We start from the raw sequence: 19,865 nt of genomic DNA on the forward strand, positions 1-19,865 counted from the left end.
GAAATTCTGAACTGAAAGAAGAGATGTCATGAGTGAACAAGTTCTACTGAAAATGAAAAACGTCACAAAGAAATTTCCGGGCGTTGTGGCTCTCGATGATGTCAGCCTGACTCTGAACAGAGGGGAAGTACATGCCCTTCTGGGAGAAAACGGCGCCGGAAAGTCCACCCTGATCAAGGTGCTTGGAGGAATCTACATTCCTGATGAGGGTGAGATCGAGATTGACGGTGAAAAGAAAAATATCAACAGTGTCGCCGTTTCACAGGAATGCGGCATCGGTATCATCCATCAGGAGATTTCCCTGGTGCCGGAGATGACGGTGGCCCAGAACATCTATCTGGGAAGAGAGAATGGAAAAGTATTCATCAACCAGAAAGAAAATGTAAAAAAGGTCACAGAACTGCTCGAGTATCTTGAGTTTGACATCAATGCCAACGACGTTGTATCAAAGCTGAGCATAGCGAAACAGCAGATCGTGGAGATCGCGAAGGCTCTGAGTATGAATTCAAGGATCATCGTCATGGACGAGCCGACCGCGGCAATTACGGACAACGACACCCGGAAGCTCTTCAAGATTATAGAAAGACTGAAAAATGACGGTATCGGCATTATCTATATTTCTCACAGAATGGACGAGCTGTTCGAGATCGCGGATAATATCACGATCCTCAGAGATGGTAAATATATCGGCACAGTTAAGACTTCAGAGACAGACCGTAATGAGCTGATTTCCATGATGGTGGGACGACAGCTGGAAGAGATCTACAACTATGATCAGGGAAGCCTGTCGGAGAATGTGCTCGAGGTGGAGCATCTGACCAGCAAGTATGTATCTGATATTAATATCAACCTGAGAAAAGGCGAGATCCTGGGATTTTCCGGACTGGTAGGCGCCGGGCGGACCGAGTTTGCCAGAGCGCTGTTCGGGATCGATCCGATCCAGTCGGGGACGGTGAAGATCAAAGGAAAAGAAGTTAAGATCACCTGTCCGAAAGACGCGATCAAAAACGGCCTCGCGCTTGTCCCGGAAGACAGGAAAGGGCAGGGGCTGGTGCTGGGGAATACCGTGCAGTTCAATACACTTTTAGTCGTTCTTGACAAATTCATCAAAGGCTGTATCGTCAACAAAAAGAAAGCCAATGAGATCGTATCCGAGGAAGTGTCTTCCATGAGGATCAAGACACCTTCTTTCACAACGCTGGTCTCCTCCCTGTCGGGAGGAAACCAGCAGAAGATCGTGCTGGCCAAATGGCTGGAAACTACACCGGATATCATCATACTTGACGAGCCCACGAGAGGGATCGATGTGGGAGCCAAAATGGAAATATATGACCTGATCTTCCAACTGGCCAAAAAAGACGTGAGTATCATACTGATCTCATCCGACATGTCAGAGATCATAAATCTGTCTACAAGGGTAGTCGTCATGAGAGAAGGCAAGATCGCGGGGACTCTGGGCAGAGATGAACTGACACAGGAAAAAATTATGGCATACGCAATGAGAGGAAGTGAAGAAAATGAATCTGTCTAATACGAAAAAAATAGTGACCTCCATAACCAGTAAACTGAGCAGTATCATGGCGCTTCTGATCGTATCGTTGATCGTTGCCGTCATTATACCGGAGGCTTTCCTGACAAGCAGCAATATGATAAATATTGTCCGTCAGATGTCCACCAACGGCATCCTGACCATCGGTATGACGATCGTCCTGATCTCCGGAGGGATCGATCTTTCTGTAGGTTCTGTGCTGGCCGTATCCGGTGTTATCAGCTGCGGACTTGTGAGTGACGGAGTGAATGTATGGGTGGCGGTGCTTCTCGCACTTCTGACCGGACCGGTGTTTGGTATATTTAACGGATTTTTTGTGGCCAAGCTGAATATACCGCCTTTTATCGTTACCCTGGCGTCCATGCAGATAGGAAGAGGTATCGCCTATGTCTATTCATCAGGACTGCCGATCCGTTCTTCCAATGAGACATATAACCTGATCGGTAACGGATATCTGTCATTCGGTCTGTTTGAAGTACCGATCCCGATTATCATTTTGATCCTGGTTGTGGTAATATCTTATCTGCTGCTTCATAAGACGAAGTTTGGAAATTATGTGTTCGCGGTAGGCGGTAACAGCGAAGCGGCAAGATATTCAGGAATCAGCGTGGCAAAGACGACATTTCTCTGCTATGTGTACTCAGGAACACTGTCCGCGCTGGTCGGCATCATCCTGGCGTCACGTATGTATTCCGGACAGCCCACAGCGGGAGAAGGATATGAGATGGACGCTGTGGCAGCGGCTGTGCTGGGAGGTACAAGCTTCTCCGGAGGTGTAGGAAATATCATCGGCGTGCTGTTCGGCGCTCTGACGATCGGTGTGATCAATAACGCGCTGAACCTTTTGAACATTCCCTTCTATTTCCAGGATATTGTGAAAGGTTCGGTCATCCTGATCGCCGTCCTGCTCGACACACTTAAGAAACGTGGCAAAGGAAAATGAAAACGGACGCAGCAGATGTGACAGACGAGTAAGAAAAGAGGTAAGTGAGAATGAAAAACATGATAGCGAAAAATATCGCCAGAGTCGTTCCTATGAGATTCGAAGGAACGAATATGGAAGAATTTGATAAAGTTCTTGGAAAGTTAAAAGAAATCTATGCGGAAGAGATGGAAGTGGGAGAGACTGTCATGCTCGGGGAAGAGATTCCGGATGATGTGGACGCGGTCCTGATTCCGGTCATGTGGGTGGATACCTACACAAATCTGGAACTGTTCAAGAAGACGGTACATAAACCGATTCTGGTGATCACCACGGTATTCGGTGTATCGCTGATGTTTGACTGGGAGTCTGTCGCTTATCTGAAATCGAAAGGATTTGAAGTGTATAACCCCCACAGCATTGAGCTGGGGAAAACGATCCTGAAAGCACTGGCATTAAAACGTGTGATGAAGGGACAGAAGTTCCTGATCTTCCAGGATACTCCGGGAGACGGACTGATACCGGAACAGTTCAAGATCTTTTACTGGTGGAACGACGAATGTACAAACGACATTAAGGAAAAATTCGGGATCGAGATCGTGCGCAAGCCGTACAAAGCTCTCTGCGAGTATGCGAAATCCATTTCTGATGAGGATGCGAAGAAAGAGCTGGAGCGCTGGGATTTTGACAGCGAAGGCGTAAACGACCGGGCAATGTACGAGACGATCAAAATGTTCATGGCTCTCCGGGAAGAAGTGGACAAGACGGGAAACGTAGCGGCGTGTGGAGTGAACTGCATCAATGAGGCTTATGACACCAATGTGACCCCCTGCCTGGCATGGAATCTTCTGTACCGCGACCGGGGCGTGATGTGGGGCTGCGAGGGAGATACATCCTCACTGCTGACCCAGTATATCATGGGCTCCGTAATCGACACCGCAATTTTTACAACAAATATTTATCCTTTCCTTTCCGGAATGCCGGCGCTCTCTCATGAGAAGATCCAGAGCTTCCCGGATGTGGAGGATCCGGACAATCACGCGCTGCTTGTGCACTGCGGATATCTGGGATGCAGCATTGCCCAGAAATACGCTACAAAGTGGAGCTTAAAACCGTCTGTGCTGGCATGGCTGTTTGGTGAGCATTCTACGGCAATTGACGCTGAGGTGGAAAAAGGCAACATCACAATGTGCAAGCTTCATTCCAATTTCAAGAGCCTGATGGTAGAAAAGGCAGTGTTGGAAGAGTATGTGCAGTATCCGGGATCAGACTGCAGAAACGGCGGACTTATCAAAGTGGAGGACGGATATCGCCTGATGGAAAAGATTTATTCCCATCATGTTATCGTTCTTACCGGAAAGAGAAGCAATCAGATGCGTGCCGTATGTTCCGTATTTGGCATCGAGTACGACGAGATATAGGAGGCGGAACCAATGGCAGATATGGCGAAAGGATTTGCTCACATCGGTGTTCCGTGCACGGATCTGGAGAAAGCAGTTTCCTTTTATGAGGAGTTCGGCTTTCATCCGGCGGCAAAGGCAAGAGACCTGAACGGTTATCATGTGGCGATGATGGAAAATTCCGGATGTATCATTGAACTGTATGAGAGCGTGGATCCGGAAGAAAGAGATGCGGCCGGCCGCAGAAATGACGGACATGTGGATCACATTGCCCTTAAAACCGAAGATCTGGATGGTGTTTATGCGTACTGCGTGAAAAAAAACTATCCCGTTGTGACAGACGGGATAGAATCGACAGATATTTGGAGCCCGAAAAAATGCAGATATTTTACAATTACGGGCCCCAACAGAGAACGTGTTGAGTTCTCACAGACAGAAGAATAGTGTGACTTATTTTCCTGAATTGCGGTAAGAGAGAGGCGTGCTGCCCATAACGCGTTTAAAAGTGGTGCAGAAGCTGCTCTCATCCGCGAAACCGCATTTTATGGCAATATTCTTAATGGAAAATGCAGTCGATTTTAAAAGGAAGGCGGCGAAGTTCACACGAGATACAACGATGTACTCGTGGGGCGTGTAACCGACTTCCTTTTTGAATAGGCGGATAAAATAATACTTGCTTAAAAATATGCGTTCGGCCAGTTCATCCACGGTAAGGGGGCTGTCCAGATTTTCGGAGATATAGGAAAGGGTATCACCGAGGGAACGGGCAGGGGTCCGGGATGGATCCTCTGATCGTTCTGTTGTGGGCCCGTTGAAAAACATGCACAGAAAGTTGCTGATCATGCAGGACAGCGCAGGCTCACTCTGATCCCGGTGGAGATTATATACATCATAGACCGCTTTCAACGCCTTGTAGGCGGCGGGGATATCTGTCGGGGGAAGAATCAGCGATTTTCCGGTCAGTTCCTCGAAGAAACTTCTGGCCATGGGTCCGTCGAAATGGAGCCACAGAAGTTCCCAGCCTGTTTCCGTGTAATAATGATGAGGCTGATAACAGTCTACCAGTACAAAATCTCCTTCTTTCAGAGAGATGACCTGGTTGTCGACTTCAAGAAAGCCTGTGCCGTGTACGATGTGCATGACAAGAAAACTGTCGTAGCTGGTGCGCCGCAGGTCATAGTCACCGTCGCAGATAAAGTGGCCGGTGCACAGCGGATAGAAGAACAATTTTTTCGCCCTGGGGCTGGCTGTGTGAAAGTACAGGTTTGATGAGGAAAGTACACCTTTTTCCTGAGCGCGCATGGATAACCTCCTTTTGAGACATGGCCGGAAGTGAAAAAATTACAGGAGCAATTATTCAAAAAAAATCAGCAATAAACAACAACAGAAATCATATTTATGATGATATTATAATGGCAAAACTAAGCCAGTTCAACCTTTAATATGAAAAATGTAAGATCAGCAGAATAAGAAGGAGACAGACAAATGGGAAATAACATCAGGGAAGTCCATGTGTGGGAAGAGCAGATCACGATCCCCACATATGAAGTCGGAACGCCGGATAAAAACCCGATGTTCTTTGAAAAAAGAGTGTATCAGGGCAGTTCGGGCAAGGTATATCCGCTTCCGGTGATCGATAAGATCTATGACGAGAAAAAAGACAAAGAATACAAAGCGGTATGGCTTGAAAACGAGTATCTGAAAATTATGATCCTGCCTGAGCTTGGCGGCCGGATCCAGCGTGCCTATGACAAGACGAACGGGTATGACTTCGTATATTATAATGAAGTGATCAAACCGGCGCTGGTAGGACTGACCGGTCCCTGGATCAGTGGAGGGATCGAATTCAACTGGCCCCAGCATCATCGGCCGACCACTTTTTCTCCGGTAGATTATGTGCTTCAGGAGAACAAGGACGGAAGTAAAACCGTGTTCGTAAGTGAAGTTGACCGCATGTATGGCACAAAGGGAATGGCGGGCTTTACCCTGTATCCGGGAAAAGCATATCTGGAGATCCGGGGGCAGCTGTATAACCGTACAGAACTTCCCCAGACATTCCTGTGGTGGGCAAACCCGGCAGTGGCAGTTAACGACAACACCCAGTCTATCTTCCCGCCGGACGTGCATGCGGTCATGGACCACGGAAAACGGGATGTATCAAGATTCCCGATCGCGAGAGGTGTTTATTACAAACATAATTATGGAGAAGGCGTTGACATCTCACGATACAAAAATATTCCGGTGCCTACTTCCTACATGGCGTACCATTCGGATTATAATTTCGTGGGAGGGTACGATTACGGAAAAAAGGCCGGGATCCTTCATATAGCCGATCATCATGTATCTCCCGGGAAAAAGCAGTGGACATGGGGCTGTGGTGATTTCGGCCAGGCGTGGGACAGAAACCTGACAGACGAAAACGGTCCGTACATAGAGCTGATGACAGGCGTATATACAGATAACCAGCCTGATTTTACCTGGCTGAAACCGTTTGAGGAAAAGACGTTTGTGCAGTACTTTATGCCTTATAAAGAGGCAGGTAATGTAAAGAACGCCACGAAAGAGCTGATCCTCAACATTGAAAAAACAGAGGATGACAGAGCGGAAGTTACGATCTATGCCTCAGGTGAGACAGAAGATGTCCGGATCTGCGTGACATATAATGGAAGAGTGCTTTTGGATGAGGTAAGCAATATCTCTCCTGTCAATGTATTCCAGAAGAAATGCGGCGCTGACATCGCGGAGGAAAGCGGACTGGAGGCATCTCTGTATGACAGAGATGGAAATCTGCTTCTTCAGTATAAGGCGGAGCCGGAAGAAATCGTGCAGATCCCGGAGCCTGCGAAGGCAGCGGAAGATCCGGAAAAGATCGCGACAAACGAGGAACTGTATCTGACAGGTATGCATATCGAACAGTACCGTCACGCTACATACAGGCCGGATCCATATTATTTGGAAGGCCTGAAAAGAGACCCGGGAGACATCCGGATCAATACAAGTTATGGTCTGCTCCTGCTCAGAAGAGGTCTGTTCAAAGAGAGCGAGCCTTACTTCAGGAAAGCGGTGGAGAGAAGTATTTCAAAGAATCCCAATCCATATATCAGCGAAGCATACTATGATCTGGGACTCTCTCTGTTCCACCAGGAAAGATATGAGGAAGCGTTTGACGCGTTTTATAAGGCAACATGGAGCAACGAGCAGCAGGAAATGTCCTATTATTATCTGGCTGTGATCGCGTCAAGAAAACAGGAGTATGAAGAGGCCCTTGGATATGTGGAGAAGGGACTTGTCAAGAATATGCATAATATCAAGGCAAGGGGCCTTAAGGCCGTGCTTCTCAGAAAACTGGGCAGAGAAGAGGAACGCCGGGAGTGGCTGAAAGCAAACATCAGCCTGGATCCCTTTGACTATATGAGCCGGACAGAAGCAGATCCCGAGAAGAAACAGGAAGTCTTCGGCATGATGAGATATAATCCGAATGCCATCCTTCTGCTGGCGTCGGACTACGCGGAGAGCGGATTCTGGACGGAAGCGGCAGAGGTGCTGGAAGACAGCAAAGCAGCCGGCCCTATGATCAACTATTATCTGGCGTACTACAGAACAAAGCTGGGTGATGAAAAAGCTGCAGCTGAGGCACTTCGCGCCGCGGCCGCGGATCCGGGTGACTACTGCTTCCCGAACAGACTGGAGGATATCACCGTTCTGGAATGGGCGGCAGACCAGAATGATAAGGACGCAAAAGCAAGATATTACCTGGGCAATCTGTGGTATGACAAATACCAGTATGAAAAGGCAAGAAAGCTCTGGGAGTGCTCTTCCGAGATTGATCCAGAGTTCCCCACTGTATGGAGGAATCTGTCCCTTGTCTACTTTAACAAGACACAGGAGCCAGAGAAAGCAAGAACAGCGATGGAAAAAGCGTTCCATCTGGATGAGACGGATGCCAGAATCCTTCTTGAACTGGATCAACTCTACAAGAAGATGAATGTGCCGGTAAAAGAGAGATTTGAGCTGCTGGACAGTCATGTGGACCTGGCCCGCACGAGAGATGATCTCTATACAGAATATATCGGCCTTCTGAATCTGCAGGGAAGACATGAGGACGCATACCGCCTTATTATGGAGCATAAATTCCATCCGTGGGAAGGCGGAGAAGGCAAGATTACCATGCAGTACCGTACAGCTTTGATCGAGATGGCAAAAGAGCGTATGGCAGATTCTGACATGAAGACGGCGGAAGAGTATCTGAAGCAGGCTATGGTATACCCGGTCAATCTGGGAGAAGGAAAACTGGAAGGCGTAAGCGATAATGACATCTACTATTATCTGGGTGTTATCAGCAGCGGCAGAGGTGACAACGAGACAGCCCGCGAGATGTGGGAAAAAGGGACCAAAGGGCTGGGAGAGATCGCCGGAATGATGTACTACAATGACCAGCCGGCGGATATGATCTTCTATCAGGGCAAATGTTATGAGGCTCTGGGCGAGAAAAAGACAGCAGCCACGCTGTACAACAGGCTTCTGGAATACGGTGAAACCCACATGTTTGACGAGGTCCGCATCGACTATTTTGCCGTATCACTGCCTGATCTTCAGCTTTTCGATGAAGACCTGACGAGCAAGAACAAAGTTCACTGTCACTATCTGCTGGCTCTTGGCCATATGGGACTTGATGATATGGAGAAGGCAAAGAAGGAGTTTGATACAGTGACAGAAATGAATGACTCCCATGAGAAAGCGTTCTTTTACAGAAGAATGTGCATCAGCAAAGCAGATGCGCATGAAAAAGACAATAAAGTGTGTCAGTCCAGGACCGCGTAAAAATCTGACGGATAAATAACCTGTGAACTTGCCTGAAGCTGGCGTGAATTTCTGTATGCCGGGAAACATGAAAAGAGTTTCCCGGCATAAATTTATGCAGATTTACCAGAAAGGCGCGCACAATAATCTTTACAAAAAATTGACAGGAAATACATTGACCTGAGAAATAATATGTGCTAATATAAACATATCGAATTATTGTCGACAATAAATAGACAAAATAGTGTCCAAGAAATGGAGGAGAATCATGTTAAATATTAGACAAAATGTACCATTACTGGACAAGGAGTTTCTGGCGGAATTTAAGGAGCAGGCGGCGGCTACCGTACATGAAGCAATGGGACGCAGAGGCGCGCTTGACCCGGCGATCAAGCCGATCTCCCGCTCAATGAAGGTCTGCGGGCAGGCCCTTACGGTCAGCTGCCACACGGGAGATAACCTGATGCTGATCAAAGCCATCAGCATGGCTCGTCCCGGTGATGTGATCATCGCGGATATGGGAGCTGCGGTAGACTCCGGTCCTTTTGGTGAGGTGCTGGCTGTGGACTGTATGACAAGAGGCGCGGCCGGACTTGTTGTTTCATGTTCTGTGAGGGACAGCCTGGAGATTGAGAAACTCGGATTTCCGGTATTTTCCAACGGGCTCTGCATCAAAGGGACCGCGAAGGCGACTCTGGGTACGATCAATCATACGATCAGCTGCGGCGGACAGATCGTGCATCCGGGAGATATAGTGCTGGGTGACGCTGATGGAGTGGTTATTGTTCCGAGAGAGGAAGGGCCTGAGGTACTTAAGGCGGCTCAGGAGAGAACGGCAAAAGAGGAGCGTGTGATGGAGCGGCTCAGGGCCGGAGAATGTCTTTTCGATATCTACGGATATCAGAAAGTATTCGACGCTCTTAACTGCACGGAGGAATAGATACGCGCAGGCCGGCATAAAGATTGTTATATGAATCTCATCATTTCAGATGAGGAATTTCGCCATCTCCGATATGACAATGTTGCTTGGCGTAATCTGCAATTTGTATTATAATGATTTCAACTTACAAAGATGCAAAGTTACGGGAATTACAGGTTGCATTAAGAACGGAAAATATTGGAGGAAAAGGTTATGGCAAACAAATCGAACGGCGCCATCGGAAAGGCATATCAGTACCTTCGCGAAGGTATTCTGTCCGGCGAACTGGCGCTGGGGTCCCCCATCTCCGAGATGGAGATCAGCGAAAAATTAAAGATCAGCCGCTCCCCGATCAGGGAAGCGCTGCGGCGGATGGAGTCTGAGGGGCTCGTATACCGTTATCCGGGCAGGGGGACTTTTGTAACAAATATTACGCAGAGAGATCTGGAAGAAATTTTTGAACTGCGTATCATGTTCGAGGTTCAGGCGTTGAATACCGCGTGTCAGCATTTTGACCCTGAATTCTTAGATGCGTTAGAGAGGGATTTTACATATTTAAATCCAGATTCTCATCCGCAGCAGTATTACGATGCCAATGCGAGGCTGCACAGAGGGATCATCGCTTATGCGGGAAATGAACGCATGGCTAAATTTTACAGACAGCTTCAGGCGCAGATCGCGATCGTTAACCGCATTTCCGCAAGAGACCCGGAACATTTCGTCCTTTCCAGGGAAAAGCATCTTGCTATTGTCAGAGCTCTTAAGACACATGATCTGGAAGAGGCCAGAAAACAGCTCCAAAAGCATCTGGAGGAGGTAAGAGACAGGACGATCAAGGAATACGTGGAATCGATCCCGTTAGAGAGGAATCCTTTGCTGCGGAACAGTCGGTAAATGGAGGAAAATAAATGAAAATTGGAATGATCGGCCTGGGGGCAATGGGGTTCCCCATAACAAAATGCCTTTTGAAAGCCGGATTTGAAGTCTACGCGTTTGACGTAGCGGAGAAAGCGCTGGAAGAAGCGGCAGCAAACGGAGCGCATCCGTGCGCTGATGTGGCAAAAGTAGGAGCTGAAGCGGAGATCATACTTTGTTCCCTGCCCAACGCGGCTATTGTAGAATCTGTAATGCAAGAGGCTCTGTCCGGGAAAGAACTGAAAGTACAGGTATGGGTAGATCTAAGCAGTATCGCGCCGGAGTCCGCGAAAAAATTTGCCCGTATGGCGGCCGGCCGGGAGATAGAATACATGGACTGCCCGGTGAGCGGCGGTGTGCATGGGGCAGAGGCGGGAACTCTGACGATCATGGTGGGAGGTCCGGAGGAAACCCTGGAAAAAGCACGTCCGGTACTGGAGGCTATCGGCAAGAAAATCTATCATGTGGGCGGCGTAGGAGCCGGATCCGGAATGAAGATGGTAAATAATTTTATGCTTGGATGTAATATGGCCGCGGCCGCCGAGGCACTGGTATTGGGAAGCAAGATCGGACTTGATCTGGACACCATGTACGAGATCGTAAAAAACAGTTCCGGCAGAAGTTTTATCATTGAAAATAAAATTCCGAATTTTATTAAAAAACGTGAATTTGACGGCGGGTTTGCTATTAATCTTGCATATAAGGATCTGGGCCTTGCGATGGAGACGGCAAAGCATCTTTCCATGCCGGTATGCATGGGAAGTATGGCTGTCCAGATGTTTGAGGCGGCAAGGGCGAAAGGTTACGGAAGAGAAGATATCACAGCCCTGCTGAAAGTGGAAGAAGAGCTTATGGATGTGGAAGTAAAGTAAGGAGGGCTTTGAGAGATGTCAGTAAGAAAGAGGGCGCAGGAAGCTGGATTTAATTACGGACATATGACGCTGGGCGAATGCATTTCCATAGCCGGGAAAGAGAATCTTCCCGTCGGCGAGGTCATATTGACAGAAGCGCAGGAAACTACAGGAAAAACCCGTGAAGAAGTAATTGAGTGTATGGAAGAAGCGTTCCGGCACAATCTCTGTGCCGCGCAGATCGGTACCGAGACCGGGAAAAGTTTTCTCCTGGGTACGGTGGGACAGGATCTGACAGGCGCAGACGCGGTCTCTGTAGTGGGAGACGTGTTTGTAGACAAGATCGTTGCATATACACTGGCCGCGCAGGTGGGAAATCATACGATAGGACTGTGCCCATGCGCGGGGACAGGGGATTCCTGCCCTTATACCGGGTTTGTGAAGGCGATGAAGGAAGTATACAGCGATCCGGACAAGATCGCGAGAGCAATGGCGGTGATCTTAAAAGTGGGCGGCATTTTCCGTGTGGGAAAACGGACTACCGGCTGCAATATGGAAGGGATCGGTGCCGGGGCGGCTGCCACGGCAGCGGCGTTTGTAGAACTGCAGGACGGCACACCCGAGCAGATGGAGAAAGCGGTAGTTCTCGCGCTTTCGCCTACGATCAGTGTTCCCTGTACACCCAGGGTGCTGGTTCCGGGGTTGTGCGCCACCCATATCGGAGGCGGTGTGCTGATCGCCAGGCTGGCCAGCCAGCTGGCAATGCATACTTCTATTCCGTCCACGGTTCCCGTAGATGTAATGATCGCTATGGCGGCGCAGTGCCATCTGGCATCCGCCAAGCATGTGGTCCCGGTTACGATCGAATATATGGAGCCCTTCTTCAAACATGATGAAAGAGTCGACTCCTATGTGGATCCGCAAGTTCTGGAAGACGAGCGCTCCCGCCAGGAAGAATTGATCAAGAAAGCTGCGGTGGAGATCCGTGAGCTGGCGGCAAAGGCCAATCCCATTACCCGCCCGTTCGCGGAGGCGGTTGTAGGCGGAAGCAGTCAGGGTGTGGGATCACCTACTAATTGCGCAAGAATCGCGCATTTCCTGGCGAAAGGTGAGGTGCGAAAAGTGAAGATCGAACTTTATTCTGAGCTGTTCGCGCGCAGGGCGATCAATGTACCGGGTATCCTGATGGCTGCGGTCGACGGCGCCGGGACCAGTGATGCCGAGGCTTACAAAGCCAGTCTTGACAAAGTAAAGAGCAAAGGGATTGAAGTGGAGATTATAGAAGTCAATGAACCGTCTGTACAGAGAGTGACTGTAGAGGCAACCGAAGGCAATGGAATGGTGGACTCCCTGAACAGAGGCGGAGCAAGGCTTGTTCTAAGGGACGCGTATCCCAGTGTAGAGCAGGCGCGTAAGATCGCGGAAAAATTAGACATTGTTCTTATAGATAATTAACAGACCGCGTGTTTCGACTTCATTAGTCGACAATTAATCGACACTTTGAATAATATTTAACAATCAACAGAATTTCTGTAGAAAAACGGAAAAAGACATGAGCATTATTACAGATATTATCAGTCGGATTGAACTGCCTCAAATGGCGCCGGCGTCTCAGAAATTTGACAGTCAGCATGTGGATGATCCAAGGGCAGAACTCAGGTACAGGCTGAGAGAAAAAGGTATTAACAGGACCTTAAGGCCGGGGATGAAAGTCGCGATCACTGCGGGAAGCAGAGGGATCCGGAATATCCCGATACTTTTGCAGACTCTTGTCAGTGAAGTGAAGGCCGCAGGGGCGGTCCCCTTTCTGGTTCCGGCCATGGGAAGCCATGGAGGAGCCACCGCAAAAGGGCAGAAGGAAATGCTGAAAGGTCTGGGGATTACCGAAGAAAGCATGGGATGTCCGATCTGCTCCTCCATGGAAGTGGTAAAGATCGGTAAAACGGCAGACGGGAAAGATGTATTTCTGGATTCTAACGCTGCCCATGCGGATGGAATCATCGTCATGAACCGGGTGAAGGCACATACTTCTTTCACAGGACAGTATGAGAGCGGCCTGCTGAAAATGATGTCTGTAGGACTCGGGAAACAGGTCGGGGCTCAGGCATGCCATCGGGAAGGCCATGGGAAAATGGCAGAATATGTAAAAGAATTTGGAACGGCAGTCCTGAAGAACGCCAACATTCTGTTCGGCGTGGCGATCCTGGAAAACGCCTATGACGAGACGAGACGTCTGGAGGTCCTGTTTCCCGGAGAATTTCTGGACAGAGAGCCTGAACTTCTGGCAGAAGCAAAGGCGCATATGCCGAAGATCCATCTGACAGATCTGGATGTACTGATCGTTGACCGTATGGGGAAAGATATCAGCGGGTTGGGCATGGATCCACACGTGACAGGATCTTTTGTGAGCGAATATGCCAGAGGGCCGAAACGGCCGGGCAGCATCGCGGTCCTGGATATGACCGAGGCGGCTCACGGGAACGGTACAGGGATCGGAGTGGCGGATGTGACCACAGAAAGGCTGTACAGGAAGATTGATTTTGAAGCCACTTATGCCAATGTAATGACGGCGTGCATGCCGGCGGCAGCGAGAGTGCCGCTGGTAATGAAAAATCAGAAGCAGGCTGTTCAGGCGGCCATACAGGTAAGCCGGTGCGCGGACAGGAAGAAAATACGCGTCGTTCGGATCAGTGATACACTGCATCTGGAAAAGATATGGGTATCTGAGGCATTGCTCGAAGAAGTGGACGGTCATCCGCAGATGACAGTCCTTGGAGAGAAAAGCCCCCTTGCATTTAATGGAAGCGGAGATCTGTTCTGAAGGCAGAAAACGCGGAGAAAGGAGGACGGAACAGGTAAGTGCGGAGGGTTAGTATATATGCTTTATACAAAGACTTTATTTTGAAGGAGGAGAATTATGAGTACAAATCAGGAAGTACAAGACGTGAACCTTTCGGCAGCTGAAGAAGAAGCGGCAGCCAAAGAAGAATTTGCTACTGCCCGGGTGCCGTGGTCAAGACGTCGCGGACCCTGGGGACTTTTGATGGTGTGGATGGGATATGTATTTGTAGTTACCACGATGCAGGTCGGAGGTACGATGGCTGTAGGCCTTACCTTCACTGAATTCATTTCAGCGTCACTCCTGGCAGGTGTAATGCTGACAGTCATCGCGGCTTTCATGGCTTACATCTCCTGTAAAGAAGGATTGACCTTTACGCTGATGTGCAGGTATTCATTCGGAAGAGTGGGCATCTGGATCCCTGTTTTCCTTATTATCATCACCTGCGTGTCATGGTTTTCGATCGACGCGTGGCTGATCGGAGAGACAGTCAACACACTGTTCCCGTCTATTCCGATCGTGCCGGTAGTTATTATAGCAGGACTTGGCATCATCGCGACAGGATTTGTCGGGATCAAGGCGATGTCCATCTTAAGTGACATCGCGGTACCGCTGATCATTATCTTTGGTATCGTTTCCATCGTGTTCTCGTTTGACAGCGTAGGCGGAGTTGACGCTCTGATGCAGGTAAAACCGGAGACCGGAGTTGCCATTTCCTTTACGACAGCGCTTGCTCTTGGCGTAGGTTCCTTCAGCCATGGAGCTGTCGCCAATACAGCGGAAGTAATGCGTTATTCCAAGAGCCCGAAACAGGCGATTCTGATCATGGTCGTCGCCATGATGATCGGCAACACATTTATGCTGGTATTCGGCGGTGTCGGTATGCTTGCGACAGGTGAGTATGACATGGCTCTGATCCTGAAAGCCCAGAATCTGCTGGCTCCCGCGTTCCTGGTCGTGCTTTTGAATATCTGGTCCACAGCGCAGGGACTTGTGTATACATCCACAAACGCCATCGCCGGAGCATTCAAAGTAAAGAGAATTTATATCGCCATCGGTATCGCTGTTGTCGGACTGACAATGTCACTGATGCACTTTATCGATTACTTTGGATCCTGGATCGATCTGAACGCGAAGTTTATCCCGCCGTTCGCCGGAATCATCATCGCGGATTACTTCTTCGTATACAAGAGGCATTTCCCGGATGTGAAGAAGTTTGAAAGGATCATGCCGAGGGCAAACTGGGCAGGTCTGATCACATGGGGAGTCGGTTCTGTGCTTGCAGGATTCGGCGTTCTGGAGTTCGGTCTTCCGACGATCAATTACATTGTTGTCTGCGTGATCGTTAAGATCATCCTTTCCAAGTTTGTCTTCAAACAGGAAGAGGAAAGTATCGCGAAATGCGAGGCACAGTAAAGCGGATCACGATGCGGTAACGGAATCGTGATATTTAAAGAAGAGAGGTGACCAGATATGGCAGAGGGTATGATGAAAGCGGTAGTGTATAAAGGAGATGGAGTGCTGGCCCTGGAAGAACGTCCGGTACCGGTAATCCAGAAACCGACAGATGCCATTGTGAAAGTAACAATGGTGGCGATCTGCTCCAGTGATCTTCATATCAAACACGGCGCGGTGCCCAGAGCCAAACCGGGTACGGTCCTGGGCCACGAGATCATCGGGGTCATAGAGGAAACGGGCAGTGACGTACGGGGACTGAAACCCGGAGACAGAGTGACGGTCAACTGCGAGACGTTCTGCGGGGAATGCTTTTTCTGTAAGCGGGGTTATGTGAATAACTGTATCGCTCCGGGCGGAGGCTGGACGCTGGGGTGTTCCGCGGACGGCGGGCAGGCTGAATATGTAAGGGTACCTTTCGCGGAGAACTGTCTGGATATCATTCCAGACAGTGTATCCGATGATCAGGCGATGCTGGTAGGAGACGTTCTGGCTACCGGGTACTGGGCAGCTCAGATCACGGAGATCCAGCCGGCAGAGACCGTTGTTGTCATCGGCGCCGGTCCGAATGGAATGAGCACCGCGATGTGCGCGAAACTTTATTCGCCGGCATGCCTGATCATGATCGATGTTTCCCAGGAAAGGCTGGAATTCGCGAAAGCACACGGCATGGCAGATGTTATCATAAATCCGCTGAAAGAAGACGCGGTGGAGATCGTAAAGAATCTGACAGAAGGCCGGGGGGCTGACCGGGTATTTGAAGTGGCCGGCGGGAAAAATACATTTGAGATGGCATGGCAGGTGGCCCGGTGCAGCGGAGTAGTATGTATAGTGGCAATGTATGAAGGGGCCCAGACCCTCCCATTACATGAGATGTATGGTAAAAACCTTACCTTTAAGACCGGAGGTGTACATGCCAGTTCCTGTAAAGAAATACTGAAGCTGGTAGAATGTGGAAAGCTTGACGCAAGCGCGATGATCACACACCGGGTTTCGCTGGATAACGCGATGGAAGGATATCGGATTTTTGAAGGTAAGGAAGATGGTGTCCTGAAGGTGGTTATCATTCCATAGGCAGGGCATGATGGACAGGAGGCAGATAATATGGCAAAAGAACCTGAAATTCGCAAACTGGTTGTATTTCGGGAGACCATTCGCAGCGAAGGTGGAAGAGAGCTTGAGAAACCTCTGAAAAAGTGTGCGGTGGCCGCGGTGATCAAGAACCCGTTCGCGGGAAAATATGAAGAAGATTTAAGTTTACTGATGGAATATGGTGAATATCTTGGAGATTACCTGACACGTACCGCGATCAAAAAGCTGGGCGTGTCTCCGGATGAAGTTGAGACTTTCGGTAAGGCATGTATTGTCGGTCTTAACGGAGAGCATGAACATGCGGCGGCCCTGATGCATCCTAAGCTGGGAGCGCCCATGAGGAATGCCCTCGGAGCAGGAAAGGCGGTCATCCCGTCAGCGAAGAAGATCGCGGCGGCAGGCTCGACTCTGGATGTCCCGCTTCTCTATAAGGACGCGATGATGGTACGTTCTCATTATGACGCGATCACCATACGGATCCCGGATGCTCCGCATGCCGACGAAGTGGTGGTAGTGAACGCGTTTTCTACCGGCCCCAGGCCGCACGCGAGGATTGGCGGACTGTCTGTAGAAGAGATTCATAACTGGAACGGAATGGACTAGAGATAGGAGGGATCAAGCATGATGAAGCCATATATAAGGAAAGAAGTTGTCATCATTGACGAAGTCCGCGAGGAAATCGGCAAAAAGCTGGAACATCCGCTGCAGAAATGCGCGTCGATCGCCATTGTAGAGAATGTATTTGCCGGAACCCACACAGAGGATCTCTCCCTGTACAAGGAGTACGGCGAATACCTGGGGAAACTGCTTCTGGAAAACGCGCTGGAGGCATTGGACGCGAAGCCGGAAGATATCCAGAGCTACGGCAAAGCGGCAGTCACAGGCATCAAAGGAGAACAGGAACACGGATCCGCTCTGCTGCATATGGGATTTGACGCTCCTATTCGCGAGATTTTAAAAGAAACTTATTCGATCGTTCCATCGTCAGAGAAATGCGCTCCCGCAGGACATTCTATTGATGTGCCTCTGCACAGCAAGATGGCTGTCAAAGTGCGTACTCATTATGACGCGATGGAAGTATATGTAGAAGACGCTCCACATCCGGATGAGATCATGATCGTTCTGTGCGTGACGACCGGACCGCGTCCGTTTGCCCGTGTGGGCGGACTGCTGCTGGATCAGGTGAAAAACATGGACGGAATCAATTAGAGGAGGCGCAGAGGATGGAACTTTTGATCACAAATATTGGAAAACTGGTAAGCGGAGATATTAACAATCCACTGCTGGACGCTGATACGATTTACATCAAGGATGGAAAATTCGCGGAGATCGGGAAGAAAGAGGTCGCTGACGCGCATCCCGGAGTACAGACTCTGGACGCGAAGGGAGTTACAGTTGCTCCCGGACTTATTGATTCTCACTGCCATCCCTGTGCAGGTGACTATACATTTCGTCAGAAAGCCGCAGATTTTTTGGAGAGTGAGATCCACGGAGGATGTACGACACTGATCTCCGCGGGAGAACCGCATTTCCCGGGACGTCCGACAGATCCGGCAGGAGCGAAAGCTCAGGCGATCTTTCTTTCAAAATCATTTCGTAATAAGTCACCGCTGGGAGCGAAAGTACACGGCGGAGCGCTTATTCTGGAAAAAGGACTGACAGAAAAAGACTTTGAAGAGATGGAGAAAGAAGGCGTATGGCTTGTAGGTGAGATCGGACTGGGCAGTGTGAAATCACCGGACGACGCGGCTCCCCTCGTAGAAATCGCGAAACGGCACGGGTTTAAAGTGCATATGCATACAGGTGGGACATCCATTCCGGGAAGTTCAACTGTTACAGCGGACGATGTGATCCGGACGAATCCTACAGTAGCTTCACACTGTAACGGCGGACCGACGGCTGTATCTGTCAAAGAAGTGGACCGCATCATCAGCGAGTCGGATATCGCGGTAGAGATTGTACAGTGTGGAAATTACAGAGTGGCGAAACATATTTATGAACGTGTGCTGGAACTGGGAAAAGAGGACAGGATTATTTTCGGAAACGACGCTCCGTCTGGGACAGGTTTTGTTTCCCTTGGAATTCTTCGGAATGTGTGTTATGCAAGCCTTTGCGGCGTAGTGCCGGAGAAAGCGCTGGCGATGGCAAGCGGAAATACAGCACGGACATTCGGTCTGAATACCGGGATCATCGCTGTAGGCAAAGAGGCAGATCTGATCTGTCTGGACGCTCCGATGGGATCTGTCGGGAGCGACGCTCTTGAAGCGATCGACGCAGGTGATATACCGGCTGTAACTTACATTATCGTGGACGGAAAAGTGATCGTTACAAAGAGCCGCAACACACCGCCGGGCAACCGTATGCCGGAATTTGTACAGTAAAAATCAATATAAAAACTTTGGAGGCAGTAAAATGGCTGCCTCTGAGATAAAATTCAACAAATATGAAAGGAGCAATACCATGACAGGCTTTAGTGAACACTACACAAATTTAAAGAAGGAACTTGACCTGAAAAAAACAGCGATCTTGATCGTAGACATGATGAACGATTTCTGCAAACCGGGCGGAAAAATGGTGCTCGATGACGGATATGTTGTAATTGAGCCGATCCAGAAACTTGTGGAAGCCGGAAGAAAACATGGGATTCCGATCGTGTGGATCTGCCAGCAGTACCGTAAGGACAAATATGATAAAGTTACAGAGAAACGTGAAGGAACCTGCTATGAAGGAACCTGGGGCGGGGAACAGATCGATGAGCTGCCGATCCTTCCTGAAGACTATGTAGTTCATAAGAGAAGATACAGTGGATTCTTCCAGACAGATCTTGACCTTGTACTCAGAGATATGGGATGCGAGAAGGTTATCGTAGGCGGTGTTGTTACAAATATCTGTGTCCGTGGCACAGTTGCTGACGCGTTCCAGCTGAATTACGAAGTATTCGTTCCAAAGGACGCAGTACGCGCGACAAGCGACAGAGAGCAGGAATCTCAGCTGTGGGATATCGAGACTCATTTTGGAACAGTCACAACAGTGGATGAACTGGTAGAAGCTATGGAAGGCCTGAAACCGGAGGACGCGTGCCGGATCCATTAATCCAGAATCCCGGGTCCGGGCAGTCTCTGC

The 19,865-nt window shown here is 49.4% G+C and carries 17 protein-coding genes; 16 read left to right on the forward strand and 1 reads right to left on the reverse strand.

The window, feature by feature from the left end; genetic code table 11:
* Positions 1–28 precede the first annotated feature (28 nt).
* The 4 genes from BQ7367_RS06470 to BQ7367_RS06485 are packed head-to-tail and all read left to right on the forward strand — an operon-like array spanning position 29 to position 4,315.
* A complete protein-coding gene (locus tag BQ7367_RS06470) occupies positions 29–1,531 on the forward strand; it encodes a sugar ABC transporter ATP-binding protein (RefSeq protein WP_072524703.1) in 1,503 nt (500 codons plus the stop codon).
* Positions 1,518–2,492, forward strand: coding sequence for an ABC transporter permease (locus BQ7367_RS06475; RefSeq protein WP_072524704.1), 975 nt, complete (start codon positions 1,518–1,520; stop codon positions 2,490–2,492). The genes BQ7367_RS06470 and BQ7367_RS06475 overlap by 14 nt, the downstream gene beginning before the upstream one ends.
* Positions 2,493–2,542: 50 nt before the next feature.
* Positions 2,543–3,892: a hypothetical protein gene (locus tag BQ7367_RS06480; RefSeq protein ID WP_235837559.1), complete on the forward strand. Its 1,350-nt coding sequence runs from the start codon at positions 2,543–2,545 to the stop codon at positions 3,890–3,892.
* A gap of 12 nt (positions 3,893–3,904) precedes the next feature.
* Entirely contained in the window at positions 3,905–4,315 is a 411-nt protein-coding gene (locus tag BQ7367_RS06485; RefSeq protein ID WP_072524705.1) for a VOC family protein, read from the forward strand.
* Positions 4,316–4,321: 6 nt separating this feature from the next.
* Here BQ7367_RS06485 and BQ7367_RS06490 read toward each other — a convergent pair whose 3' ends face one another.
* Positions 4,322–5,173 carry an AraC family transcriptional regulator gene (locus BQ7367_RS06490; RefSeq protein WP_072524706.1) on the reverse strand — a complete coding sequence of 284 codons (852 nt, stop codon included), beginning with the start codon at positions 5,171–5,173 and terminating at the stop codon, positions 4,322–4,324.
* Between the two features lie 183 nt (positions 5,174–5,356).
* Between BQ7367_RS06490 and BQ7367_RS06495 the strand changes: the two genes are divergently transcribed.
* From BQ7367_RS06495 to BQ7367_RS06550, 12 genes are all read left to right on the forward strand, one after another.
* Positions 5,357–8,692, forward strand: a complete 3,336-nt coding sequence (locus BQ7367_RS06495; RefSeq protein WP_072524707.1) for a DUF5107 domain-containing protein — start codon at positions 5,357–5,359, stop codon at positions 8,690–8,692.
* A 247-nt stretch (positions 8,693–8,939) separates the two neighbouring features.
* Positions 8,940–9,611, forward strand: coding sequence for a 4-carboxy-4-hydroxy-2-oxoadipate aldolase/oxaloacetate decarboxylase (locus BQ7367_RS06500; protein ID WP_072524708.1), 672 nt, complete (start codon positions 8,940–8,942; stop codon positions 9,609–9,611).
* Between the two features lie 192 nt (positions 9,612–9,803).
* The gene (locus BQ7367_RS06505; protein WP_072524709.1) at positions 9,804–10,484 is read left to right on the forward strand and encodes a GntR family transcriptional regulator; all 681 of its coding nucleotides are present in this window, start codon (positions 9,804–9,806) and stop codon (positions 10,482–10,484) included.
* A gap of 14 nt (positions 10,485–10,498) precedes the next feature.
* Positions 10,499–11,377, forward strand: a complete 879-nt coding sequence (locus BQ7367_RS06510) for an NAD(P)-dependent oxidoreductase (protein WP_072524710.1) — start codon at positions 10,499–10,501, stop codon at positions 11,375–11,377.
* A gap of 15 nt (positions 11,378–11,392) precedes the next feature.
* Positions 11,393–12,811: an L-serine ammonia-lyase, iron-sulfur-dependent, subunit alpha gene (locus BQ7367_RS06515; RefSeq protein WP_072524711.1), complete on the forward strand. Its 1,419-nt coding sequence runs from the start codon at positions 11,393–11,395 to the stop codon at positions 12,809–12,811.
* A gap of 97 nt (positions 12,812–12,908) precedes the next feature.
* Positions 12,909–14,177: a nickel pincer cofactor-dependent isomerase, group 22 gene (locus tag BQ7367_RS06520; protein WP_072524712.1), complete on the forward strand. Its 1,269-nt coding sequence runs from the start codon at positions 12,909–12,911 to the stop codon at positions 14,175–14,177.
* A 96-nt stretch (positions 14,178–14,273) separates the two neighbouring features.
* The gene (locus BQ7367_RS06525; protein WP_072524713.1) at positions 14,274–15,611 is read left to right on the forward strand and encodes a cytosine permease; all 1,338 of its coding nucleotides are present in this window, start codon (positions 14,274–14,276) and stop codon (positions 15,609–15,611) included.
* Between the two features lie 57 nt (positions 15,612–15,668).
* Positions 15,669–16,724: an alcohol dehydrogenase gene (locus BQ7367_RS06530; protein WP_072524714.1), complete on the forward strand. Its 1,056-nt coding sequence runs from the start codon at positions 15,669–15,671 to the stop codon at positions 16,722–16,724.
* A 30-nt stretch (positions 16,725–16,754) separates the two neighbouring features.
* Complete coding sequence (locus tag BQ7367_RS06535; protein WP_072524715.1) at positions 16,755–17,345, forward strand: amino acid synthesis family protein; 591 nt, start codon at positions 16,755–16,757, stop codon at positions 17,343–17,345.
* Between the two features lie 18 nt (positions 17,346–17,363).
* Positions 17,364–17,951: an amino acid synthesis family protein gene (locus BQ7367_RS06540; RefSeq protein WP_083588891.1), complete on the forward strand. Its 588-nt coding sequence runs from the start codon at positions 17,364–17,366 to the stop codon at positions 17,949–17,951.
* A 14-nt stretch (positions 17,952–17,965) separates the two neighbouring features.
* Complete coding sequence (locus BQ7367_RS06545; RefSeq protein ID WP_072524716.1) at positions 17,966–19,123, forward strand: amidohydrolase family protein; 1,158 nt, start codon at positions 17,966–17,968, stop codon at positions 19,121–19,123.
* 79 nt (positions 19,124–19,202) lie between these two features.
* On the forward strand, positions 19,203–19,835 hold the full coding sequence (locus BQ7367_RS06550; protein WP_072526111.1) for a cysteine hydrolase family protein: 633 nt from the start codon (positions 19,203–19,205) through the stop codon (positions 19,833–19,835).
* Positions 19,836–19,865: the final 30 nt, after the last annotated feature.

The sequence above is a fragment of the Clostridium sp. Marseille-P3244 genome (assembly GCF_900120155.1).
GTDB lineage: Bacteria > Bacillota > Clostridia > Lachnospirales > Lachnospiraceae > Mediterraneibacter.

What these genes read in the sequence shown, in the direction of transcription:
- BQ7367_RS06545 (WP_072524716.1), top strand. Translation starts at nt 17,966, where the DNA reads ATGGAACTTTTGATCACAAATATTGGAAAACTGGTAAGCGGAGATATT.
- BQ7367_RS06480 (WP_235837559.1), top strand. Translation starts at nt 2,543, where the DNA reads ATGAAAAACATGATAGCGAAAAATATCGCCAGAGTCGTTCCTATGAGA.
- BQ7367_RS06530 (WP_072524714.1), top strand. Translation starts at nt 15,669, where the DNA reads ATGGCAGAGGGTATGATGAAAGCGGTAGTGTATAAAGGAGATGGAGTG.
- BQ7367_RS06495 (WP_072524707.1), top strand. Translation starts at nt 5,357, where the DNA reads ATGGGAAATAACATCAGGGAAGTCCATGTGTGGGAAGAGCAGATCACG.
- BQ7367_RS06535 (WP_072524715.1), top strand. Translation starts at nt 16,755, where the DNA reads ATGGCAAAAGAACCTGAAATTCGCAAACTGGTTGTATTTCGGGAGACC.
- BQ7367_RS06520 (WP_072524712.1), top strand. Translation starts at nt 12,909, where the DNA reads ATGAGCATTATTACAGATATTATCAGTCGGATTGAACTGCCTCAAATG.
- BQ7367_RS06470 (WP_072524703.1), top strand. Translation starts at nt 29, where the DNA reads ATGAGTGAACAAGTTCTACTGAAAATGAAAAACGTCACAAAGAAATTT.
- BQ7367_RS06540 (WP_083588891.1), top strand. Translation starts at nt 17,364, where the DNA reads ATGATGAAGCCATATATAAGGAAAGAAGTTGTCATCATTGACGAAGTC.
- BQ7367_RS06510 (WP_072524710.1), top strand. Translation starts at nt 10,499, where the DNA reads ATGAAAATTGGAATGATCGGCCTGGGGGCAATGGGGTTCCCCATAACA.
- BQ7367_RS06515 (WP_072524711.1), top strand. Translation starts at nt 11,393, where the DNA reads ATGTCAGTAAGAAAGAGGGCGCAGGAAGCTGGATTTAATTACGGACAT.
- BQ7367_RS06490 (WP_072524706.1), bottom strand. Translation starts at nt 5,173, where the DNA reads ATGCGCGCTCAGGAAAAAGGTGTACTTTCCTCATCAAACCTGTACTTT.
- BQ7367_RS06500 (WP_072524708.1), top strand. Translation starts at nt 8,940, where the DNA reads ATGTTAAATATTAGACAAAATGTACCATTACTGGACAAGGAGTTTCTG.
- BQ7367_RS06525 (WP_072524713.1), top strand. Translation starts at nt 14,274, where the DNA reads ATGAGTACAAATCAGGAAGTACAAGACGTGAACCTTTCGGCAGCTGAA.
- BQ7367_RS06505 (WP_072524709.1), top strand. Translation starts at nt 9,804, where the DNA reads ATGGCAAACAAATCGAACGGCGCCATCGGAAAGGCATATCAGTACCTT.
- BQ7367_RS06550 (WP_072526111.1), top strand. Translation starts at nt 19,203, where the DNA reads ATGACAGGCTTTAGTGAACACTACACAAATTTAAAGAAGGAACTTGAC.
- BQ7367_RS06485 (WP_072524705.1), top strand. Translation starts at nt 3,905, where the DNA reads ATGGCAGATATGGCGAAAGGATTTGCTCACATCGGTGTTCCGTGCACG.
- BQ7367_RS06475 (WP_072524704.1), top strand. Translation starts at nt 1,518, where the DNA reads ATGAATCTGTCTAATACGAAAAAAATAGTGACCTCCATAACCAGTAAA.